Below are 20,750 nucleotides of genomic sequence, written 5' to 3'. Positions count from 1 at the left end.
GATGCCGACGAGGACGCCGTCGACCTCGAGCTCCTGCTCCAGCGCGGCGACCTGCTCGGATGTCTGCGTCTCGGGCACCGCGGAAAGCTCGTCGTTCATCTAGCTGCTCTCAGTTCTCGTGACGGCGCGCAGCGCGATGTCCCTGCGCAACTGGCGCCCGTCAAAGTCGATCAGGTCAGCCGCAGCATAGGCCGCCGCTCGCGCCTGCGCCGCGTCGGCGCCGAGCGCGGTCACATTCAGGACCCGTCCGCCGGCCGTCACGACGGCGCCGTCGTCGGCCCGCTTCGTGCCGGCGTGGGTCACCTCGATCCCGTCGGCGACGGTGTCGAGGCCGCCGATCGGATCGCCGGCGCGCGGCGACTCGGGGTAGCCGGCGCTCGCGAGCACCAGCGTCACGGCCGTCTCGGGCGCGAACTCCAGCTCGACGCCATCGAGGCCGCCGGGGCGGCTGGCGCGCTCCAGCACGTCGAGCAGGTCGTTGCGCAGCCGCGGCAGCACCGCCTGCGTCTCGGGATCGCCGAAGCGGGCGTTGTACTCGATCACCTTGACGCCGTCGGCCGTCAGCATCAGACCGGCGTAGAGGACCCCGTGGAACGGCTCGCCGCGGCGCGCCAGCTCGTCGACGATCGGCTGCGAGACCTGCGCCGCCAGCTCGCGCACGCGCGCGGCATCGATCCCGGGCACGGGCGAGTAGGAGCCCATCCCGCCGGTGTTGGGCCCCGCGTCGCCGTCGAAGATCCGCTTGTAGTCCTGCGCCGGCGCCATCGGCAACGCGCGCTCGCCGTCGCACAGCGCCAGCAGCGACAGCTCCTCGCCGACGAGGTGCTCCTCGATCACGACCTGCTCGGTGCCGTGCTTGTGCTCGACGAGGAAGGCGTGCAGCGCGTCGCGCGCCTCCTGCTCGTCGGCGGCGATGATCACGCCCTTGCCGGCCGCGAGGCCGTCGGCCTTGACGACGACCGGGTAGCGGTCGATCGCCGCCATCCCCTGCTCGACGGTCGTGACGACGGTGTGCGAGGCGGTCGGCACGCCGGCCGCCTCCATCACCTCCTTCGCGAAGGCCTTCGAGCCCTCCAGCCGTGCCCCCGCGGCGTGCGGGCCGAAGGCCGCGATGCCGGCCTCCGCGAGCGCGTCGACGACGCCGTCGACCAGCGGTGCCTCCGGCCCGACGACGACGAGGTCGACCTGCTCCGCGCGCGCCGCGGCGACGAGGCCGGCGACGTCGCCGACGCCGACGTCGAGCAGCCGCGCGTCGGCGGCGATGCCGGCGTTGCCGGGCGTGCAGAGCAGCTCGGGGGACTGCGGCGAGCGGGCGAGCGCGCGCACGATCGCGTGCTCGCGCCCGCCGGCGCCGATGACGAGGACCTTCTGGGGCACAGGGCTGCTTTCAGTTCAGAGCGACGAGATGAAGTCGTCGATCGGGATCGCGCTCAGCGTCTCGTACTGGACGGTGCCGCGCGAGCCCAGCTCGAGCGAGACGCGCGCGATCGTCTTCTCGTCGGGCGCCTCGACGACGTTGATGAAGTCGAAGCGACCGAGCGTCGCCCACTGCGCGAGCACTCTCGCGCCGAGCTGCTCGACTTCCTTGTTGATCTCGCGGATGCGCTGCGGGTTGTTCTTGATCGTCTGAGTTCCCTCAGGCGTCAGCTTCGAGAGCATGACGTACGTCGGCATGGCTGCCTCCCGTCGATGTCGAGTCCTGGACCGGCTTCGTCTCCTCCCTGGTTTCTATCCAACCCTGGGCCTCGACGCCACTGCGCCGCACCGCATCGGCGGAACGCGTCGCGGGTTTACGCGATGATGGAGGTCACCATGCACGCTCGGATCGCCCGCCCCGCCCGCGCCGCCGCGCTCGCCTGCGCGGCCGCTGCGCTGACCGCCGGCCTCGCCGGCGGCGCCCCCGCCGACGCCGACGCGAAGGCGACGATCGCGCTCGATCCGGGCTGTTACCTCTCCAGCGAGCAGGGCGCGCTGCTGGGAACCGGCTTCAAGCCGGACGCGACCTGGACGGCGAAGCTGTCGGGCACGAAGCAGATCGGCAGCGGCAGAACCGACGCCAGAGGCCGCATCCGCGCGAAGTTCACCGCCCCCCGCTACGAGGGCACGAAGGGCACGCGCGAGCTGACGCTGTCGGTCACCGACGGCCCCAACGTCGCCAGCACGACCTTCCTGATGACCCCGCTCGCCGCCAGCTTCGCGCCGCAGTCGGGCAACCCGGCGACGCTGCGGGTGCGCTGGCGCGTGCTCGGCATGGGCGCCAACCGCGGCGTCTACGTCCACTACCTGCGGCCGAACGGCAAGCTCAAGCGGACGCTGCGGATCGGCACGACCGACGACGTCTGCGGCGCGCTGAAGACCGGCAGAATCTCGCTCTTCCCGTTCAGATACGAGTTCGGCCGCTGGACCTTCCAGGTCGACACGAGCCACAGATACTCGGCGGCGACGAAGCCGCGCGTCTCGATCGGCTTCGAGGTCAGAAGACCCCAAAGCAGATCGAGAAGAAGAGGCTGACCGGGCGGCCCCGCCCGCTTCGCGAGCGCTACGCGGCCGCGACCGGCCGTGCGGCGCGCGTGAAGACCAGCTCGCCGTCGACGGCGTCGACCTCGACGAGGTCGCCCGCGGTGAACTCGCCCTGCAGCAGCGCCAGCGCCAGTCTGTCGATGAGCCGCTTCTGGATCACGCGCTTGAGCGGCCGCGCGCCGTAGGTCGGGTCGTAGCCGAGGTTGCCGAGCAGCGTGCGCGCGTCGTCGGTCAGCTGCACCTCGATCTCGCGCTCGCGCACCCGCGCGACCAGTCTCGCGACCTGGATGTCGACGACCTCGGCCAGCTGGTCGCGCGACAGCGGCGCGAACTCGACGATGTCGTCGAGGCGGTTGATGAACTCGGGCTTGAAGTGGCCCTCGGCTCCGGTGCGCCCGCCCGGGATGTTCGAGGTCATGATCAGCACGACGTTCTTGAAGTCGACCGTGCGGCCCTGGCCGTCGGTCAGGCGGCCGTCATCCATCACCTGCAGGAGCGCGTTGAAGACGTCCGGGTGGGCCTTCTCGACCTCGTCGAGCAGCACGACGGAGTACGGCCGGCGGCGGACCGCCTCGGTCAGCTGGCCGCCCTCCTCGTAGCCGACATAGCCGGGAGGGGCGCCGATCAGCCGCGAGACCGCGTGTCTCTCCATGTACTCCGACATGTCGAGCCGGATCATCGCGTCCTGCGAGTCGAACATGAACTCGGCGAGCGCGCGCGCCAGCTCGGTCTTGCCGACGCCGGTCGGGCCGAGGAAGAGGAAGGTGCCGATCGGCCGGTCGGGGTCCTGCAGCCCGGCGCGCGAGCGCCGCAAGGCGTTCGCGACCGCCTCGACCGCCTCGTGCTGGCCGATCACGCGCTGGTGGAGGCGGTCCTCCATCTGAACGAGCTTCTCGACCTCGCCCTCCAGCAGCCGGCTGACGGGGATCCCCGTCCAGCTGCCGACGACCTCGGCGACGTCCTCGGCGTCGACCTTCTCCTTCAGGAAGACGGCTTCCTCGCCCTCGACGGGCTCCGCGCTGGCCTCGCGCTCCTCGGCCTCGGCGAGCTGCTTCTCCAGCGCCGGGATCTCGCCGTAGCGCAGCTCGGCGGCGCGCTGGAGGTCGGAGGCGCGCGTCGCCTGCTCGGCCTCGAGCTTCGCCTGTTCCAGCCGCTCGCGCACGACCGTGACGGCGCCGATCGCGTCCTTCTCGCGCTGCCACTGCGCGGTCATCCCGGCCGAGCGCTCCTGCAGCTCGGCGATCTCGCGCTCGATCAGCCCGCGGCGGGCGACGGAGCCCTCGTCGGTCTCCTTCTCCAGCGCGCGCAGCTCGATCTGCAGCTGCAGTATGCGGCGGTCGATCTCGTCGATCTCGGTCGGCTTCGAGTCGATCTCGATCCGCAGCCGCGAGGCCGCCTCGTCGATCAGGTCGATCGCCTTGTCGGGCAGGAAGCGGTCGGCGATGTAGCGGTGCGAGAGCGTCGCGGCGGCGATGATCGCCGAGTCCTGGATGTCGACGCCGTGGTGGACCTCGTAGCGCTCCTTGAGCCCGCGCAGGATCGCGATCGTGTCCTCGACGGTCGGCTCACCGACGAAGACCGGCTGGAAGCGGCGCTCCAGCGCCGGGTCCTTCTCGATGTGCTTGCGGTACTCGTCGAGCGTCGTGGCACCGACCGCGCGCAGCTCGCCGCGCGCGAGCATCGGCTTCAGCAGGTTGGCGGCGTCGACGGCGCCCTCGCCGGCGCCCGCGCCGACGATCGTGTGCAGCTCGTCGATGAAGAGGATCACGGCGCCGGCGGCGTCCTGGACCTCCTTCAGGACCGCCTTGAGGCGATCCTCGAACTCGCCGCGGTACTTCGCGCCGGCGATCAGCGCGCCGATGTCGAGCGAGACGACCTTGCGGTCGCGCAGCGACTCGGGCACGTCGCCGGAGACGATCCGCTGCGCGAGGCCCTCGGCGATCGCGGTCTTGCCGACGCCGGGCTCGCCAATCAGAACGGGATTGTTCTTCGTGCGGCGCGAGAGCACCTGTATGACGCGGCGGATCTCCTGGTCGCGTCCGATCACGGGGTCGAGCTGGCCGAGCCCGGCCGCCTCGGTCAGGTCGCGGCCGTACTTCTCCAGCGCCTGGTACTTGTCCTCGGGCGCGGCGTCGGTGACGCGGTGCGGGCCGCGCACCTCTCTGATCGCGGTGTCGAGGTTGTCGTGCGTTGCGCCGGCCGCGCGCAGGATCTCGCCGGCCTTCGAGTTGTGGCCGGAGAGCGACAGCAGCAGGTGCTCGGTCGAGACGTACTCGTCGTCGAGCTGGCGCATCTCGTGCTCGGAGGCGCGCACGACCTGGCCCAGCTCGGTCGAGGAGCCGCTGCCGCCGCTGGGGCCGGTCATTCTCGGCAGCCCGTCGAGCGCGGCGTTCAGCTCGTTGCGGATCGCGGCCGGGTCGGCGCCGACCTTGCGCAGCACGGCCGGCACGATCGACTCCGGCTGCGTCAGCAGGACCGACAGCAGATGCTCGGGCGTCGCCTGCGGGTTGCGCCGCTCCTCCGCAAGCCGCAGAGCGGCCTGAATAGCCTCCTGAGACTTGATCGTGAAGCGGTCGAGCTGCATGCGGCGGTTCCTCCAGTGAGTCGAAATCTAAGTCGAAGTGACTTAGATCATACCGCGTCGTCGCCGTCTTCTGAAGGGCGTTCGACGGGGATTCTGAAACGCGGCGCGGCGTCGGGGGATGCTCTTCTGACGGGGACGATCGCGCCGCCGCGGACGTACGGCACGATCTCCGCACGCAGCGAGCGGCGCAGCTCCTCCAGCCGCTCGACCTCCTGCTGCAGCTCGCGCGCGCGCCGCTCCATCCGGCGCACCTTCGCGCTCGCCGCCTCCAGCTGCTCCTCCAGCTCGAAGACGCGCTCGACGCCGGCGAGGTTCATCCCCAGCTCGGCGGTCATCTCCTGGATCCGCCGCAGCCGCTCGACGTCCTTGTGCGAGTAGAGGCGCGTGCCCTTCGGCGAGCGCTTCGGCTGAATCAGCCCGCGCTGCTCGTACATCCGCAGCGTCTGCGGGTGCATCTCGGCAAGCTCGGCGGCGACCGAGATCATGAAGACGCCGCGGTCGTCGCTGACCTCGATCCGCGTCGTCGTTCGTATCCGGCGGCCGCCGCTGCTCATGCGCGCGCCTCGGTGCGGCCGCGGAAGAGGCGGTCGCGGGGGTTGCCGTTGATCGTCTTGGCGAGCTCGTCGACCGCCTTCTGCTGGTCGCGCGTCAGCTCTCTCGGCAGCTCGATCACGAAGCGGTAGTGGATGTCGCCTCTGCCTCTGCCGCCGAGCTTCGGAGCGCCCTCGCCTCTCAGCCGCTGGACCGTCCCGTGTCTGGTGCCGGCCGCGACGCGCAGCTTCTTCGAGCCGTTCAGCGTCGGCACCTCGACGGTCGCGCCGCGCATCGCCTCCGGCACCGTCAGCGGCACCTCGACCTCGACGCGGTCGCCCATGTGTCTGAATATCGGCGAGTCGGCGACGCGCGTGACGACGAACAGGTCTCCCGGCTCGCCGCCGTTCATGCCGGCCTCGCCCTTGCCGGCGATCCGTACGCGGCTGCCGTCGCGGACGCCCGCAGGGATGTTGACCTTCAGCCGCTTGATCGTGCGACGGGCGCCGCTGCCGTTGCAGGTCGGGCAGGGGTCCTCGATGATCGAGCCGCTGCCGCCGCAGCGGTGGCAGGGCTTGGAGATCGAGAAGACGCCCTGCCCCTGCTGCTCGACGCCGCGGCCGTGGCAGACGGGGCAGATCGTCGGCGCGGTGCCGGGTCTGGCGCCGCTGCCGTGACAGGTCTCGCACGTCGTCGAGGTGGGGACGGCGAGCGACGTCTGCGTCCCGTCGATCGCCTCCTCGAAGCTGAGCGAGACCTCCGTCTCGAGGTCGCGGCCGCGCTGGGAGCGCGGCCGGCTCGTCCGCTGCCCGGCGCCGCCCGAGGCGCGTCCCGCGCCCGAGCCGCCGCCGAACAGGTTCGAGAGGATGTCGCTGAAGCTGCCGCCGAACTGGTTCGGGTCGAACCCGCCGCCGGCCGCGCCGCCGGGCGCGAACGGCCCGGTCCCGCGGTCGTACGCTCTGCGCTTCTCCGGGTCGGAGAGCACGTCGTAGGCGGCCGAGACCTCCTTGAAGCGCTCCTCGGCTCTCGCGTCACCCTGGTTGGTGTCCGGGTGGTACTGACGCGCGAGTCTGCGGTACGCCTTCTTGATCTCCTCGTCGCTGGCGTTCTTGCCGACGCCGAGGATCTTGTAGAGGTCGGGCTTCGTTGCGGCCATCGCGTACCGCCTATGCCGCCACGACGACGCGCGCGGGGCGCAGGATCGTGCCGCCCAGCCTGTAGCCGGACTGGTAGACCTCGACGACGGTGCCGGACTCGGCCCCCTCGACGGGCTGCTGCACCATCGCCTCGTGCTCGGTCGGGTCGAACTTCTCGCCCCGCGGCGAGAAGCGCTCGATCCCGGCGCGCGTCAGCGCCGCCAGCAGCTCGTCGTGGACGAGCTTGATGCCGGCGGTCAGGTGGTGGTCGGGCTGGCCGGAGCCGGCCTCGCCGGGCGTCTCCGCCGCGGCGAGCGCGCGGTCGAGGTTGTCGAGCGCCGGCAGCAGCTCCTTCGCGAGCTTGCCGATGCCGCGCTCCTGCGCGGCGGCGACGTCGCGCGACATGCGCTTGCGGAAGTTCTCGAAGTCCGCCTGCGTGCGCTGCGCGAGCGCGAGGTACTCGTCGGCCTTGGACGCCTTCGCGACCAGCTCGTCGAGGTCCTCGACGACCTCGGTGCCGTCGTCGGTGATCCCGTGGACGCCATCGACGGGACGCGGCTCCTCGTGCGACGGCGTCGCCTCGGGGGCGACGACCTCCTCGGCCGCCGCCTCCCGCGGATGCTGCTGCTCGGCACCCATCGTCATCTGCCCTCGTCCACGACCTCGGCGTCGACGACGTCCTCGTCGTCGGCGTCGTTGTCCTGGCCGACCGGGCCGTTCGCCTCAGGCCCCGGGCCGGCGCCGTCGCCGCCGGCGGCCTGCGCCTCCTGCGCTCTCTGGTACATCGCCTCGGAGACCTTGTGGAAGGCCGACTGCAGCGCCTCGGTCTTGGCGGTGATCTCGGCCGCGTCGTCGGACTCGAGCGAGTCGCGGACGGCCTTGATCGCGGCCTCGATCTCCTCCTTGGAGGAGGCGTCGACGCCGTCGCCGAGGTCTCTCAGCTGGCGCTCCGCCTGGTAGGCGGCGTTCTCGCCGTTGTTGCGCGCCTCGGCCAGCTCGCGCTGTCTCTTGTCGTCCTCGGCATGCGCCTCGGCGTCGCCGACCATCTGCTTGATCTCGTCGTCCGAGAGGCCGGAGCCGGCCTTGATCTCGATCTTCTGCTCCTTGCCGGTGCCGAGATCCTTCGCCGAGACGGACAGGATGCCGTTGGCGTCGATGTCGAAGGCGACCTCGATCTGTGGCACGCCGCGCGGCGCCGGCGGGATGCCGGTCAGCTGGAACTTGCCGAGCGACTTGTTGTACTGCGCCATCTCGCGCTCGCCCTGGAGCACGTGGATCTCGACGGAGGGCTGGTTGTCCTCGGCGGTCGAGAAGACCTCCGACTTGCGCGTCGGGATCGTCGTGTTGCGCTCGATCAGCTTCGTCATCACGCCGCCCTTGGTCTCGATGCCGAGCGTGAGGGGCGTGACGTCGAGCAGCAGGACGTCCTTGACGTCGCCGGCGAGCACGCCGGCCTGGATCGCGGCGCCGAGCGCGACGACCTCGTCCGGGTTGACGCCGCGGTGCGGGTCCTTGCCGGTCAGCTCCTTGACCTTCTCCTGGACGGCCGGCATGCGCGTCATGCCGCCGACCATCACGACGTGGTCGATCGTCTTGGCGCCCTTGTCCTTCGCGTCGTCGAGCGCCTGGCGGACCGGCACGACGGTGCGGTCGAGCAGGTCGGCCGTCAGCTCCGTCAGCTTCGCGCGCGAGAGGCGCGTGTCGAGGTGCTTGGGGCCGCTGGCGTCAGCCGTGATGAAGGGCAGGTTGATCTGCGTCTCCTGCGTGGTGGAGAGCTCGATCTTCGCCTTCTCGGCCGCCTCGTAGAGACGCTGGAGCGCCATCGGGTCGGCCGAGAGGTCGATCGCCTGGCCCTTCTTGAACTCCGCGACGAGCCAGTCGACGATCGCCTTGTCGAAGTTGTCGCCGCCGAGATGGTTGTCGCCGGCGGTCGACTTGACCTCGAAGACGCCGTCGCCGATCTCCAGCACCGACACGTCGAACGTGCCGCCGCCGAGGTCGAAGACGAGGATCGTCTGGTCGGTCTCCTTGTCGAGGCCGTAGGCGAGCGACGCGGCGGTCGGCTCGTTGATGATGCGCTTGACGTCGAGGCCGGCGATCTTGCCGGCGTCCTGCGTCGCCTGGCGCTGGTCGTCGTTGAAGTACGCGGGGACGGTGATGACGGCGCTGTCGACCGTCTCGCCGAGGTAGGCCTCGGCGTCGGCCTTCAGCTTCTGGAGGATCATCGCGGAGACCTCCGGCGGCGAGTACTGCTTGCCGTCGGCCTCCACGCGCGCGTCGCCGCCGGGGCCGGCGACGACCTTGTACGGCACGATCGACTCCTCCTCGCGCACCTCGGCCTCCTTGCGGCCCATGAAGCGCTTGATCGAGAAGACCGTGTTGGTCGGATTGGTCACTGCCTGGCGCTTCGCGACCGTGCCGACCAGCCGCTCGCCGCCCTGGGTGAAGGCGACGACGGACGGCGTGGTGCGGCCGCCCTCGGCGTTCTCGATCACGGTCGGCTCGCCACCTTCGAGGACGGCCATACAGGAGTTGGTCGTGCCGAGGTCGATGCCGATCGTCTTGCCCATGAATGGAACTCCTTCAGTGGTGCTGCGAGGTTCGCGAGAAAAAAATCTAAGCGGGACTATAGAAGATCCTGCGCGCCGCTTCGAGTGCCGGCGCGCCGATCAGTCGTAGCTGCGCCGGCTCGGGCAGAGCCGTCTCAGCGCGCAGGCGGGGCAGTCCGGTCTGCGCGCGTGGCAGGTGCGACGGCCGTGACGCAGCAGGTTGACGTGGAACTCCAGCTCCTGCCCGCGCGGCGAGAGGTCGAGCATCTCGTCGTGCAGCTCCTCGAACGGGGCGCCCGGGCGCAGCAGGTGCAGCCGCATGCCGACGCGCGAGACGTGCGTGTCGACCGGCACGTCGCGCAACCCGTAGGCGAACAGCAGCACGCACGCGGCGGTCTTGCGCCCGACGCCGGGCAGTGAGCAGAGATAGCGCTGCCCCTCCGGCACGCTCGCCTCGCGCAGGAAGGAGAGGTCGAGCCCGGCCCCCTCCGGCGAGGCGTCGATCGCGAGCAGGATGTCCTGGATGCGGCGGGACTTGACCTTCGAGATCCCGCCCGGCCGGATCGCCTCCTCGACCTCCGCGTTGGGCGCCTCCATCACCGCCTGCCAGCCGTCGAAGCGCTCGCGCAGCCGCTCGTAGGCGACGTCGCGGTTGCGGTCGTTGGTCGACTGCGACAGGACCGTCAGCACCAGCTCGTCGAGCGGCTGCTCGTGCGGCGGCATGATCGGGATCCCGTAGACCTCGCGCAGCTTGTCGCGGATCGCGAGCACGCGCCGGCGCGGCGGGCGCGTCCAGTCGCCCTTCGGGATCGTCGGGAGGTCTCTGCCGGTCCCTCTCGCTCTTCTGGCAGTCGCCGCCATCAGTCGAGCGCGGCCCAGCGCTCAGTCGCGCGCGATGCCTCCGCGACCGCCTCGCGCAGCCCGGCGGCGGCCGCGGCCGGATACCAGCCGCTGAGCGCCAGCCGCGCCAGCAGCACGCCGGTCAGCGTGTCGCCGGCGCCGACGGTGCTGCGCACCTGCGCCGGCACGCCCGGCGCATCCGCTCTCAGCTCGCCGCGCAGGATCGCCCCGCGCGCGCCGAGCGTCAGCACGACCATCCGCGCGCCGCCCTTCAGCAGCGCCCGCGCCGCCTGCTCAGGCTCGGTCTCGCCGGTCATCAGCGCGGCCTCCTCGGAGGTCGCGCAGACAAGCAGCGCGTCGCGTACGCAGGCGTTGGCGTACGACTGCGCCTGCGAGCGCAGCCGCCAGCGCGGCAGCCGCAGGTTGGGGTCGAAGACGACCGGCTGACCGGCCGCCAGCGCCTGCTCGCGCAGCGACAGCGCCAGCTCGCGCTCATCGGGGTCGACGAGCACGTTGGTCGTCAGGAAGAGGCCGTCGGAGGCGGCGACCGCGTCCTCCGCGCCTCTGCCGAACGCGTGCAGCAGCGAGCGCGGGTCCTCGCCATACAGCTCGTAGCGCGGCTCGCCGGCCGTGTCGATCGCGACGAAGGCGAGCCGCGTGCGCGCCTCCTCCGCGAGCGTGAAGAAGCGCGTGTCGACGCCCTCGCGCTCCAGCCGCGCGCGCAGCCAGCGACCCCAGGCGTCGTCGCCGGCGCCGCCGGCGAGCGCGACCCGCGCTCCGTGGCGCGCCGCGGTGACGGCGACGTTGGCGCTCGCGCCGCCGAAGGCGGGCACGAACGCGTCGGCGTCGGCGAGGTCGCTCAGCGGCCGCTCGCAGATCAGGTCGACGAGGGCTTCACCAAGGCAGAGGACGCTCACGCCCGGGAAGTTACCGCCTGCACGACGGATGACGGTGGCGCGCAGGAGTGCTCGGCGGATAGGCTCGGCGCCGCGTGGACGTGACGGATCACACCGGGGAGCTGGACGGCCAGCCCGTCTTCTGGCGCTCAGCCCCGGCCGAGGGCACGCCGACGCTGTACGTCCACGGGGTCCCGACCAGCAGCGACGACTGGCTGCCGTTCCTCGCGCTGACCGGTGGCCTCGCGCCCGACCTGCTCGGCTTCGGCCGCTCCGGCAAGGGCGGCCAGAACGCCTACACGCCGGAGGGGATCGCCGACTTCGTCGAGCGCTTCCTCGACATGCTCGGCGTCGAGCGCGTGAAGCTCGTCGTGCACGACTGGGGCTCGGCCGCGCTGATCTTCGCCGCCCGCCACCCCGAGCGCGTCGAGCGCGTCGTGATCGTCAACGCCGTCCCGCTGCTGCCGGGTTACCGCTGGCACTGGATCGCGCGGATGTGGCGGCGGCCGGGGGTCGGCGAGTTCGTGATGGGCCTCTCCTTCAAGCTGACCGCGCGCCGGATCCTGCGCCCCGCCTTCGCCGGGCCGGTTCCGAAGCCGTTCATCAACGCGGCGTGGCGCCACTTCGACCAGGGCACGCAGCGCGCGATCCTGCGGCTGTACCGCAGCGCGCCCGAGACGAAGCTGGCGCAGCTGGGAAGAGAACTCTCACGTATCGACGCGCCGACGTTGGTAGTTTGGGGCGCGCTCGACCCGTTCATCCCGCCTCGCTTCGCACAGGACTACGCAGCGAGGATCCCGGGAGCGCGGGTCGAACAGGTTTCACAGGCCGGACACTGGCCCTGGGTCGACAGGGCCGATCTGATCAGACGAATTGCCGACTACCTCGGGGAAAACTGACCGCGTGTCCGTGTTGCGACTCGGGCCGCTCGCCGCGGCGCTGCTGCTGACGCTGCTGGGCTGGCTGGCGACGCCGGCACTGCTCGGCACCGCCGCCGCGGAGCCCGCCGTGACGACGCCGCCGACGGCCGCCGCCGCGGCAGCGGGCTTCGGCCCCGCGGTCCTCGCCGAGCTGAACCGCATACGCGCCAGCTCCGGCCTGCCGAAGGTCGGGATCGATCGCCGCATGAGCCGCACCGCGACCGCCCACTCGCGCGACATGGCCCGCCGCGGCTACTTCGGCCACGGCTCGTGGGGCAGTCGCGTCGCACGCGCGTCGGGGTCGGCCTCCGCCGTCGGCGAGGTGCTCGGCTGGCTGCCGCGCAACACCCCGCGCAGCGAGGCGCGCGAGATAGTGCGCGGCTGGCTGAACTCGCCGCCGCACCGCCAGGTGCTGCTCGACGGGCAGTTCCGGCGCATCGGCATCGGCCGCGCGCGCGGCAGCCTCAGCGGCGTCAGCGCCGCGATCTACACGGTCGACTGGGCCTCGGCGCGCTGAGCGCCTGCGCGCCTGCTGGGCGCCAGCGCTCGTGACGGCCGTCGCAGCGACCATCTAGCCTGCTCCAACGCATGGCGAGTCTGACCGAAGCAGCTCCCGTTGGGACGACGGCCGACTCGCTCGCGCCGGCGACGGCGCCCGTCCCCGCCGACGAGACGCGCCCGGACGCACTCCGGCGCTGGGCGCCGGTCGCGCTCGCCGCGCTGCTGGCCGCCGTCTACCTGATCTGGTCGCCGCCGAGCATCGACCTCGCCGCGACCGAGTACCGCACCTGGCTCTTCGGCGAGCAGGGGCTGTCGCTGTGGGATCTGCAGTGGTACGCCGGCCACCACATGCCGGGATACAGCCTGCTGCTGCCGCCGCTCTCGTGGCTGTTCGGCCCGCGCCTGCTCGGCGCCATCTGCATGGTGCTCGCCAGCGCGCTGTTCGCGCGCCTCGCCTACGACCGCTACGGCGCGCGCGCCTGGCTCGGCGCGCTGTGGTTCGCGGCCGGCAGCGTGACGGTGCTGCTGAGCGGCCGCGTCACCTTCGCGCTCGGCCTCGCGCCGGCGCTCGGCGCGCTCGTCGCGCTGGAGCGCAGCAGCGCCGCGCCACCGCGCTCTCACCGCCGCCGCGCGCTGGCGGCGCTGTCGCTGGCGCTGGGTCTCCTCACCGGCCTCGCGAGCCCCGTCGCCGCCGTCTTCCTGGCAATGGCGGGAACCGCCTACGCGCTCGGCGAGCGCTGGCCGGCCCGCGCCGACCGCCGCAGCGCCGGCGAGCGGCTGCGCCAGCTCGCGACGCCCCGCCGCGTCAGCGGCCTGGCGCTGGCGGCGACGACGGTCGCGCCGGTCGCCGGCTTCGCCGTCGCGTTCCCCGAGGGCGGCAAGGAGCCGTTCGTGCTGTCGGCCTACTGGCCGGTGCTGGCGGTCGCGGCGGCGGCGCTGGCGCTCTTCCCGCGCGAGCAGCGGACGCTGCGGATCGCGGTCGTGCTGTACGCGCTCGGCTGCACAGCCGCCTTCGTGCTGGAGACGCCGGTCGGCGGCAACGCCGCGCGCCTCGGTGCGCTCTGCGCGGGGCCGATCTTCGCGCTGCTGCTGTGGCGCCGCCGGCCGCTGGCGCTGGCGCTGCTGGCGCTGCCGCTGCTCTACTGGCAGTGGACCGCGGCAGTTCACGACGTCACCGTCACGCACGGCGACGCGAGCGTCGAGGCCGCCTACTACGCGCCGCTGCTGGGCTTCCTCGACAGAGCCGATCCCGACGGCTCGACCGGCCGTGTCGAGATCCCCTTCACGAAGCTGCATTGGGAGGCGCGCTGGGTCGCGCCCCACCACGCGCTCGCGCGCGGCTGGGAGCGCCAGCTCGACCACAAGGTCAACCCCGTCTTCTACGAGGGGACGCTTACGGCCGAGCGCTACCGCGGCTGGCTGCTGCGCAGCGGCGTGCGCTGGGTCGCGCTGCCGGACACGCGCTTCGACTACTCCGCGCGAGAAGAGGCGAGACTGGTCGCCGACGGCCTGCCGTACCTGCGCGAGGTGTGGTCGGGCGGCCATTGGCGCGTCTTCGAGGTCGACGGCCACAGCGGCCTCGCGAGCGGACCGGCGCGCGTCGTGTCGGTCGCGCCCGACCGCGTCGTGTTCGACGCCAGCGGCCCCGGCACGGTGCGGCTGCGGATGCATTGGACGCCCTATTGGCGCGTCGCCGCTGGCGACGCCTGCGTCGCGCCGGCGCCCGAGTCCGGCGGTGACGACCTGACCGAGCTGCGCGTCCGATCCGCCGGCCGGATCGTGCTCGACACGAGCTTCGCGCTCAGTCGCGTCGGTACGGATAACCCCCGTTGTTCTGAATCGGGCCGCGATCCGAGATAGGATGCGCGTTTGCGCATGATCCGATCGCTTCGCAACTTCGAGCAGCGGGTGCTCCCCCACGGGGTCGGCGACCTTCTCCGCCAGCTGCTGCTCTTCGCAGTCGCCTACTACGGCTACCAGATGGTCCGCGGCATCGCCGACGGCAAGGCCGCGGTCGCCGCGTGGAACGCGACGAAGATCATCAACCTCGAGCACAGCCTCAACGTGTTCATCGAGCCGAGCATCCAGTCGTGGGCCTCCTCGACCGGATGGATCTCCGACTTCGCGGCGTGGATGTACCTCAACAGCCACTTCGTCGTGACCGTCGGCTCGCTCGCCTTCATCTACCTCTTCCGCAACGAGGCCTTCTACTTCGTGCGGAACATGTTCATGATCGCGATGGCGTTCGCGCTGGTCGGCTACGCGATGTTCCCGACGGCGCCGCCGCGGCTGATGCCCGAGTGGGGCTTCAGCGACACCGTCGCCGCCTTCACCGGCGTGCGCGTCGAGAACGAGCCGGTCTCCGCGCTGCTGAACATGTACGCCGCGGTGCCGTCGATGCACTGCTGCTTCGCGCTGATGATCGGCTGGCCGATGGCCCGGCTGGTCAAGCCGAAGCCGCTCAAGGTGGCCTGGTTCCTGTACCCGTTCCTCGTCATGTTCGTGGTCGTCGCGACCGGCAACCACTACATCTTCGACGCCGTCCTCGGCGCCGCCGTGGCCGGTGCCTCCGCGCTGCTGTCGCAGCAGCTGCTGGCGCGCTGGCGTCCGCAGGCATGGTCGTTCGGCCAGGCCCGCGCCGAGGCGACCGCCTGATGTCGACAGAGTCGCCCGGGGACGGCCGCCGCCGCGGCGGCGAGCCGCGCGCCCGCGGCGAGCTGTCCGAGACGGTTCGCAACAAGCTGATCGACTCGCGCCTGACGCCGAACGCGATCTCGCTGACCGGTCTCGTCGGCAACGTGATCGCCGCCGTGCTGGTGTGGCAGGAGTACTTCTTCCTCGCCGGCGTCGCCTTCATCCTCGGTTCGGTGATGGACACGCTCGACGGCCGCTACTCGCGCATGTCGGGCAAGGGCACGCCGTTCGGCGCCTTCCTCGACTCGACGCTCGACCGCATAGAGGAAGGGATCGTCCTGACCGCGGTCGCCTGGTACTTCTCGACGCAGGGCGACGACCTCGCCGTCGCAGCAGTCGTCGTCGCGGTCCTCTTCTCGCTGATGGTCTCCTACACCCGCGCCCGCGCCGAGGCGCTCGGGATCGAGTGCAAGGTCGGCATCGCCAGCCGCGCGATCCGCGTCGTGATCCTCTCCGTCGGCCTGCTGTTCGCCAAGGGCGCCGGTCTCGGCGACTTCGAGCTGCTGGCGCCGGCCGTCTACGTGCTCGCCGTGCTCACGGTCTTCACGACCTTCCAGCGCATCTTCCACGTGCGCAGACAGATGGCCGGCGCGGCGAGATCCGCGCCGTCCGTGTAACCACCGGCTTTCGTCGGGGTCTTTCCCGACAGCATCCTTCAGGAGGAAACACCCCAAGTGAGCAACGCTTCCACCAACGGCGCGAGCCGGTACCAGGCCGACAAGGTCCGCGTCGCCATCATCGGCGTCGGGAACTGCGCCAACTCGTTCATCCAGGGCGTCCAGTACTACAGAGACGCCGATCCGAACGAGCGCGTCCCCGGCCTCATGCACGTGGACCTCGGCGGCTACCACGTCAGAGACATCGAGTTCACGGCCGCGTTCGACATCGACGCGGACAAGGTGGGCAAGGATCTCTCCGAGGCGATCTGGTCGGGTCAGAACGACACGATCAAGTTCGCCGACGTCCCGAGAATCGGCGTCACCGTCCAGCGTGGCATGACGCACGACGGGCTCGGCAAGTACCTGTCGCAGAAGATCAGAAAGGCCGACGGCCCGACGGCCGACATCGTCCAGATCCTCAAGGACACGAAGACCGACGTCGTCGTCTCCTACCTGCCGGTGGGCTCAGAGCAGGCGACGAAGTGGTACGTGGAGCAGGTCATCGAGGCCGGCTGCGGCTTCGTCAACTGCATCCCCGTCTTCATCGCCAGCGAGGACTACTGGGACGACCGCTTCAAGAGAGCGAACCTCCCGATCGTCGGCGACGACATCAAGTCGCAGGTCGGCGCCACGATCACGCACCGCAACCTCGCGCGCCTCTTCCATGAGCGCGGCGTCAAGCTCGAGCACACCTCGCAGCTCAACGTCGGCGGCAACATGGACTTCTTCAACATGCTCGAGCGCGAGCGTCTCGAGTCGAAGAAGATCTCCAAGACGAACGCCGTGACCTCGGTCGCCGGCATCGATCTGCCCGCCAGAGACGTGCACGTCGGTCCGTCGGACTACGTGCCGTGGCTGACGGACCGCAAGTGGGCCCACATCCGCCTCGAGGGCAGAGCGTTCGGCGACGTCCCGCTGATCGCCGAGCTGAAGCTCGAGGTGTGGGACTCGCCGAACTCGGCCGGCATCGTCACCGACGCCGTGCGCTGCTGCAAGCTGGCGCTCAACCACGGCGTCGGCGGCCAGCTCGACGGCCCCAGCTCGTACCTGATGAAGTCGCCGCACAACCAGCGGCCCGACGACGAGGCGCGCAACGACACCGAGTCGTTCATCGCCGAGTACGGCAAGAGAGTCGGCACCGCCCCGACCGGCGCGACCGCGCCGAAGACGGCCGAGGCGTAGGCCTCACCGCCACTTCGCAGCATCGAATGGCCCGCCAACTGGCGGGCCATTCTCGTTCTTGGGGGACTATCCTCCGGACCGTGTCAGAGGGACGCTTCGCCATTGCCCAGGTCACGCCCTACGCCTGGGAGGCGCCGCACGACGTCAATCGCGCCGTCGCGCGCGTGGCCGACGAGCTGGCGGCGCGCGGGCATCAGGTCCTGATCGTCGCGCCGTCGCAGTCCGGCGCGCTCGTGCGGGAGTCGCGCAGAGCGATCCGCGCCGCGCGCGAGCACCCCGCCGCGCTGCTGGAGGGAACCGGCGACGGCGTGCCGCGGCTGCTCGGCGTCGGCGAGGTGCTGCCGTTCCAGCCGTCGCGCAAGCGCGCCGTCTCGCTGCCGATCGACGTCGCCCGCACGATCGAGCAGCTGTTCACGACCGCGCCGCTCGACCTCGCCCACATCCACGAGCCGTTCGCGCCGAGCGCCGCCAGCGCCGCGCTGCGCCATTCGCGCGCGCTCAACGTCGGCTCCTTCCACTCGACGACCGAGCGCGTCCTCTCGACGCAGGTCGCGCGCCGCGTGGTCGAGCTGTTCCTCGGCCGCCTCGACGCCCGCATCGCCTCCTACGAGGCGACCCGTGAGCAGCTCTGCCGCTGGTTCCCGGCCGACTACGGGGTGATCCTGCCTGGCGCCGACGCGCCGCGCGAGGAGGCCCGCAACGACCGGATGAGCGCGGTTCCCGAGCTGGTGCTGATCTCCGATGAGGAGCGCCCGGCCATCCGCACCTTCCTGCGCGCGTTGCGCAGACTGCCGCTCGACCAGCCGTGGCACGCGACCGTCTGGTCGCCGAGCGGGCTGCAGCCGCCCGGAGCGCTGCGCGGCGAGCTGCGCGAGCGGGTCGCCTTCGTCGGGCCGGAGGAGAGCGACGAGGCATCGCTGCTGGCGCGCGCCGACGTCGCCGTGCGCGCGTCCTCCGGCGCCGTGCCGGTGCCGAGCGGGCTGCTCGACGCCGTCGCGGCCGGCGCCGTCCCGGTCGTCTCACGCCTGCCGGTCTACGAGGAGCTGGTCGAGGAGGGCGCGGGGCTGCTGTTCGAGCCCGGCGACGTCGAGACGCTGACGGCGCAGCTGACGCGCCTGGTGCGCGAGCCCGAGCTGCGGCGGCGGCTGCGCGAGGGCGCGACGCCGCTGCGCGAGCGGCTGACGTGGTCGCGCGTCGTCGACGAGCTGGAGCAGGTCTACGGCGGGTTGATCGCCCGCCGCCACGACAGACGCGGCGATCCCGTGCTGCGCGCGAAGGTCGCCGCGCGGCCGCTGATCGACGTCGACCTGCACATGCACACCGACCACTCGGGCGACTGCGCGACACCGGTCGAGGTGCTGCTGGCGCAGGCGAAGGCGAGAGGGCTCGGCGCGATCGCCGTCACCGACCACAACGAGATCTCCGGTGCGCTGGAGGCGCAGGCCAAGGCCGACGGGATCAAGGTGATCGTCGGCGAGGAGGTCAAGACGAAGGACCAGGGCGAGGTGATCGGCCTCTTCCTCAGAGAGCTGATCCCGCGCGGGCTGTCGCTCGAGGCGACGATCGCCGAGATCAAGCGCCAGGGCGGCCTCGTCTACGTCCCCCACCCATTCGACCGGATGCACTCCGTGCCCGACTACGAGCACCTGCTGGCGGTGCTCGACGACGTCGACGCGATCGAGGTCTTCAACCCGCGGATCGCGATCCACGAGTTCAACGAGGAGGCCGTCCGCTTCGCCGCCAAGTACCGCGTCCCGGCCGGCGCCGGCTCCGACGCGCACGTCGCGCAGGGGCTCGGATCGGTCCGCATCCGGATGCCCGACTTCGACGGTCCCGACGAGTTCATGGAGTCGCTGCGGGAGGCCGACGTGATCCGCACGCCGGCCAGCCTGCTGTACGTGCAGGCGCTGAAGTTCCTCCAGACGAAGGCGACGCCGCCCCCCGCGCGCAGAGGCGTACGGGAGGCACGCGTGCGGCGCGCGGTTCGCAAGTCCTGATGCACGGGCAGGGAGAAGGTGTGGACGCGTCCAATCTTCCCCAGAGCATGCCCGTGACCACAGATGACGAGATCCGCGAGAAGTACCTCGAGCGAGCGATCCGCGAGCTGAACCAGCTCACGCGCGAGTTGCAGGAATGTCCCCACTGCCCGCGCGGCAACCTGATGCCCGTGCTGGGCTCGGGCCACCCGCAGGCCGACGTCTTCATGCTGAAGTACCAGCCGCGCCCGTCTGAAGTCGAGGAGGGCGTCGCCTTCTACGGTCGCTCCGGCGGCGCGCTGATGAAGTCGCTCAAGCGGCTCCAGATCGATCCGCTGGCCGTCTACGGCACGCTCTGCGTCAAGTGCCCGGTGACCGATCCGACGCTCGCCGACCCGGCCTGCGTCGAGCGGATCGTCGAGGAGCTGGCGATCGTGCAGCCGAAGATCGTCGTCGTGATGGGCGACGAGGCGCTCGACGTGCTCAACGAGCTGGAGATCCCGCTCGCACGCCGCGTCGAGGCCGAGCCGGGCGTGCTGCAGCAGCTGACGCCGTCGATCGAGGCGCTGTACGTGCCGAACATCGACGACGCGCTCGACGAGGAGGGCGCCAAGCGCGCCTTCTGGCGGGCCTTCAAAGTGCTCGGCGACTGGTACGCCGACCTGCCGCCTTACTAAGCGGCCCACGGCGGGTACACCGCCGCCATGGACCTCGAAGAGCACACGCTCGAGACGGTCGGCGACACGTGCGAGGTGTGCGGCGTCAGATTGACGACCGCCGAGCAGCAGGCCGTGCTGGAGAGCGGCGGCCCCGCGCTCTGCACCGTCCACGCAGCCGAGGAGCTGCCCGACGCGGCTGAGGACGCGGCGCCATCGCCGGCTGAGTAGCGCGTTGCGCCGCGGGAAGCGGGTTCACCGCGCCGCGCCCCGCACGCGCCGCTAACGCGCGTCGCCGAGCCGCACGACGCGCACGTCCCCTGAGGAGGTGCGCGCGTCGATCCGGCGAGGCGCGTCGCGCGACTGGTCGACGTCGACTGACTGGTCTCCCGAGGAGACGTCGGTGACGACGTCGTAGGCGACGGTGCCGGGCACGGCGATCGTCACGTCGCCGGAGGAGGCGACCGCCTCGATCCACTCAGGAGCGGTGCGGGTGCGCACGACGACGTCGCCGCTGCTGGCGTGGACTCTGACGTCCTCCCCGCCGTAGCCCTCGACCGTCACGTCGCCGGAGGAGACGCCGACGCGCAACGGGCCGGTCACGTCGATCGCGTCCACGTCGCCCGAGCTGGTGCCGAGATAGGCGTCGGCGGCGAGGTCGCGCGCCGTCACGTCGCCGGACGAGCCGCGCACGTCGACCGTCAGCTCGCGCGGCACGCGCAGCTCGAAGTCGGTCTCGCAGCCGGAGGGGCCGATCGATCCGATGAAGCCGCAGCCGCCGGACAGCTCCAGCTGGCCGTCGCGAAAGCCCTGCTCGATGTCGGGCTCGGCGAGGCTCCACTCGCGGTGCGCGATCACCTGCACGTCGGCGCGCTGCTCGGCGATCACGGTGATGTCGCCGTTGCCGCCCTTCACGCGCAGGTGCTCGACGTCGGCGTAGGTCTGCGTCGTGCTGTCCTCGCGGTGGACGGTCACCGCGGCGAAGAAGAGCGCGGCGTAGGCGACGAAGAAGGCGCCGACGAGGACGCTGACGACGATGAAGGGCTTGGAGAGGCCGGTGCGGCTCGTTCTGGGCACGCTCAGCACCTTATGCCCGCGGGTGCGGC

At 71.3% G+C, this 20,750-nt stretch carries 20 protein-coding genes; 10 read left to right on the top strand and 10 right to left on the bottom strand.

Translation table 11 applies throughout. The annotated features are described in order from the left end of the window. Window positions 1-99: 99 nt before the first annotated feature. Window positions 100-1,377, bottom strand: a complete 1,278-nt coding sequence (gene purD, locus R7226_RS09025) for a phosphoribosylamine--glycine ligase (RefSeq protein WP_318596745.1) — start codon at window positions 1,375-1,377, stop codon at window positions 100-102. Between the two features lie 15 nt (window positions 1,378-1,392). After that, the gene (locus R7226_RS09020; RefSeq protein ID WP_318596744.1) at window positions 1,393-1,674 is read right to left on the bottom strand and encodes a GYD domain-containing protein; all 282 of its coding nucleotides are present in this window, start codon (window positions 1,672-1,674) and stop codon (window positions 1,393-1,395) included. 138 nt (window positions 1,675-1,812) lie between these two features. Here R7226_RS09020 and R7226_RS09015 point away from each other — a divergent pair, with 138 nt between their 5' ends. Next, on the top strand, window positions 1,813-2,511 hold the full coding sequence (locus tag R7226_RS09015) for a hypothetical protein (RefSeq protein WP_318596743.1): 699 nt from the start codon (window positions 1,813-1,815) through the stop codon (window positions 2,509-2,511). Window positions 2,512-2,539: 28 nt separating this feature from the next. On the opposite strand, the gene clpB is transcribed toward R7226_RS09015, so the two are convergent. The 7 genes from clpB to R7226_RS08980 form a co-directional block, all read right to left on the bottom strand. Beyond that, entirely contained in the window at window positions 2,540-5,104 is a 2,565-nt protein-coding gene (gene clpB, locus R7226_RS09010) for an ATP-dependent chaperone ClpB (protein ID WP_318596742.1), read from the bottom strand. 47 nt (window positions 5,105-5,151) lie between these two features. Further along, window positions 5,152-5,658, bottom strand: a complete 507-nt coding sequence (locus R7226_RS09005; RefSeq protein ID WP_318596741.1) for a heat shock protein transcriptional repressor HspR — start codon at window positions 5,656-5,658, stop codon at window positions 5,152-5,154. After that, a complete protein-coding gene (gene dnaJ, locus R7226_RS09000; protein WP_318596740.1) occupies window positions 5,655-6,791 on the bottom strand; it encodes a molecular chaperone DnaJ in 1,137 nt (378 codons plus the stop codon). Before dnaJ ends, R7226_RS09005 begins: the two co-directional genes overlap by 4 nt. Before the next feature lie 10 nt (window positions 6,792-6,801). Then, entirely contained in the window at window positions 6,802-7,416 is a 615-nt protein-coding gene (locus tag R7226_RS08995; RefSeq protein ID WP_318596739.1) for a nucleotide exchange factor GrpE, read from the bottom strand. Then, a complete protein-coding gene (dnaK, locus tag R7226_RS08990; protein ID WP_318596738.1) occupies window positions 7,413-9,341 on the bottom strand; it encodes a molecular chaperone DnaK in 1,929 nt (642 codons plus the stop codon). Before dnaK ends, R7226_RS08995 begins: the two co-directional genes overlap by 4 nt. Before the next feature lie 99 nt (window positions 9,342-9,440). Continuing rightward, a complete protein-coding gene (locus tag R7226_RS08985) occupies window positions 9,441-10,181 on the bottom strand; it encodes an endonuclease III domain-containing protein (protein ID WP_318596737.1) in 741 nt (246 codons plus the stop codon). After that, entirely contained in the window at window positions 10,181-11,077 is an 897-nt protein-coding gene (locus R7226_RS08980) for a PfkB family carbohydrate kinase (protein WP_318596736.1), read from the bottom strand. The genes R7226_RS08985 and R7226_RS08980 overlap by 1 nt, the downstream gene beginning before the upstream one ends. A 74-nt stretch (window positions 11,078-11,151) precedes the next feature. Between R7226_RS08980 and R7226_RS08975 the strand changes: the two genes are divergently transcribed. The 9 genes from R7226_RS08975 (at window position 11,152) to R7226_RS08935 (ending at window position 19,875) form a co-directional block, all read left to right on the top strand. Next, the gene (locus R7226_RS08975; RefSeq protein ID WP_318596735.1) at window positions 11,152-11,955 is read left to right on the top strand and encodes an alpha/beta fold hydrolase; all 804 of its coding nucleotides are present in this window, start codon (window positions 11,152-11,154) and stop codon (window positions 11,953-11,955) included. Window positions 11,956-11,959: 4 nt separating this feature from the next. Beyond that, window positions 11,960-12,493 (top strand): CAP domain-containing protein, encoded by a 534-nt coding sequence (locus tag R7226_RS08970; protein WP_318596734.1) that lies wholly within the window; start codon window positions 11,960-11,962, stop codon window positions 12,491-12,493. A gap of 71 nt (window positions 12,494-12,564) precedes the next feature. Continuing rightward, window positions 12,565-14,337 (top strand): hypothetical protein, encoded by a 1,773-nt coding sequence (locus R7226_RS08965; protein ID WP_318596733.1) that lies wholly within the window; start codon window positions 12,565-12,567, stop codon window positions 14,335-14,337. A 15-nt stretch (window positions 14,338-14,352) separates the two neighbouring features. Then, window positions 14,353-15,132 carry a phosphatase PAP2 family protein gene (locus R7226_RS08960; RefSeq protein ID WP_318596732.1) on the top strand — a complete coding sequence of 260 codons (780 nt, stop codon included), beginning with the start codon at window positions 14,353-14,355 and terminating at the stop codon, window positions 15,130-15,132. Beyond that, on the top strand, window positions 15,132-15,788 hold the full coding sequence (locus R7226_RS08955) for a CDP-alcohol phosphatidyltransferase family protein (RefSeq protein WP_318596731.1): 657 nt from the start codon (window positions 15,132-15,134) through the stop codon (window positions 15,786-15,788). Before R7226_RS08960 ends, R7226_RS08955 begins: the two co-directional genes overlap by 1 nt. Window positions 15,789-15,845: 57 nt before the next feature. Then, complete coding sequence (locus R7226_RS08950) at window positions 15,846-17,012, top strand: inositol-3-phosphate synthase (protein ID WP_318596730.1); 1,167 nt, start codon at window positions 15,846-15,848, stop codon at window positions 17,010-17,012. An 80-nt stretch (window positions 17,013-17,092) separates the two neighbouring features. Continuing rightward, on the top strand, window positions 17,093-19,009 hold the full coding sequence (locus R7226_RS08945; RefSeq protein ID WP_318596729.1) for a glycosyltransferase: 1,917 nt from the start codon (window positions 17,093-17,095) through the stop codon (window positions 19,007-19,009). 47 nt (window positions 19,010-19,056) lie between these two features. Then, entirely contained in the window at window positions 19,057-19,665 is a 609-nt protein-coding gene (locus R7226_RS08940; protein ID WP_318596728.1) for a uracil-DNA glycosylase family protein, read from the top strand. 27 nt (window positions 19,666-19,692) lie between these two features. Further along, window positions 19,693-19,875: a hypothetical protein gene (locus R7226_RS08935; RefSeq protein WP_318596727.1), complete on the top strand. Its 183-nt coding sequence runs from the start codon at window positions 19,693-19,695 to the stop codon at window positions 19,873-19,875. A gap of 51 nt (window positions 19,876-19,926) precedes the next feature. Here the strand turns inward: R7226_RS08935 and R7226_RS08930 are convergent, their stop codons facing one another. Then, complete coding sequence (locus R7226_RS08930; protein WP_318596726.1) at window positions 19,927-20,721, bottom strand: DUF4097 family beta strand repeat-containing protein; 795 nt, start codon at window positions 20,719-20,721, stop codon at window positions 19,927-19,929. Window positions 20,722-20,750: the final 29 nt, after the last annotated feature.

Source organism: Conexibacter stalactiti, assembly GCF_033542075.1.
In the GTDB taxonomy this organism is placed as follows: Bacteria; Actinomycetota; Thermoleophilia; order Solirubrobacterales; family Solirubrobacteraceae; genus Conexibacter; species Conexibacter stalactiti.
This window is presented reverse-complemented; position numbering and strand designations above follow the sequence as displayed.

Coding starts and splice junctions, on each gene's coding strand:
- R7226_RS09020 (WP_318596744.1), bottom strand. CDS start 1,674: ATGCCGACGTACGTCATGCTCTCGAAGCTGACGCCTGAGGGAACTCAG.
- R7226_RS09015 (WP_318596743.1), top strand. CDS start 1,813: ATGCACGCTCGGATCGCCCGCCCCGCCCGCGCCGCCGCGCTCGCCTGC.
- clpB (WP_318596742.1), bottom strand. CDS start 5,104: ATGCAGCTCGACCGCTTCACGATCAAGTCTCAGGAGGCTATTCAGGCC.
- R7226_RS09005 (WP_318596741.1), bottom strand. CDS start 5,658: ATGAGCAGCGGCGGCCGCCGGATACGAACGACGACGCGGATCGAGGTC.
- dnaJ (WP_318596740.1), bottom strand. CDS start 6,791: ATGGCCGCAACGAAGCCCGACCTCTACAAGATCCTCGGCGTCGGCAAG.
- R7226_RS08995 (WP_318596739.1), bottom strand. CDS start 7,416: ATGACGATGGGTGCCGAGCAGCAGCATCCGCGGGAGGCGGCGGCCGAG.
- dnaK (WP_318596738.1), bottom strand. CDS start 9,341: ATGGGCAAGACGATCGGCATCGACCTCGGCACGACCAACTCCTGTATG.
- R7226_RS08985 (WP_318596737.1), bottom strand. CDS start 10,181: ATGGCGGCGACTGCCAGAAGAGCGAGAGGGACCGGCAGAGACCTCCCG.
- R7226_RS08965 (WP_318596733.1), top strand. CDS start 12,565: ATGGCGAGTCTGACCGAAGCAGCTCCCGTTGGGACGACGGCCGACTCG.
- R7226_RS08960 (WP_318596732.1), top strand. CDS start 14,353: ATGATCCGATCGCTTCGCAACTTCGAGCAGCGGGTGCTCCCCCACGGG.
- R7226_RS08955 (WP_318596731.1), top strand. CDS start 15,132: ATGTCGACAGAGTCGCCCGGGGACGGCCGCCGCCGCGGCGGCGAGCCG.
- R7226_RS08940 (WP_318596728.1), top strand. CDS start 19,057: ATGCCCGTGACCACAGATGACGAGATCCGCGAGAAGTACCTCGAGCGA.
- R7226_RS08935 (WP_318596727.1), top strand. CDS start 19,693: ATGGACCTCGAAGAGCACACGCTCGAGACGGTCGGCGACACGTGCGAG.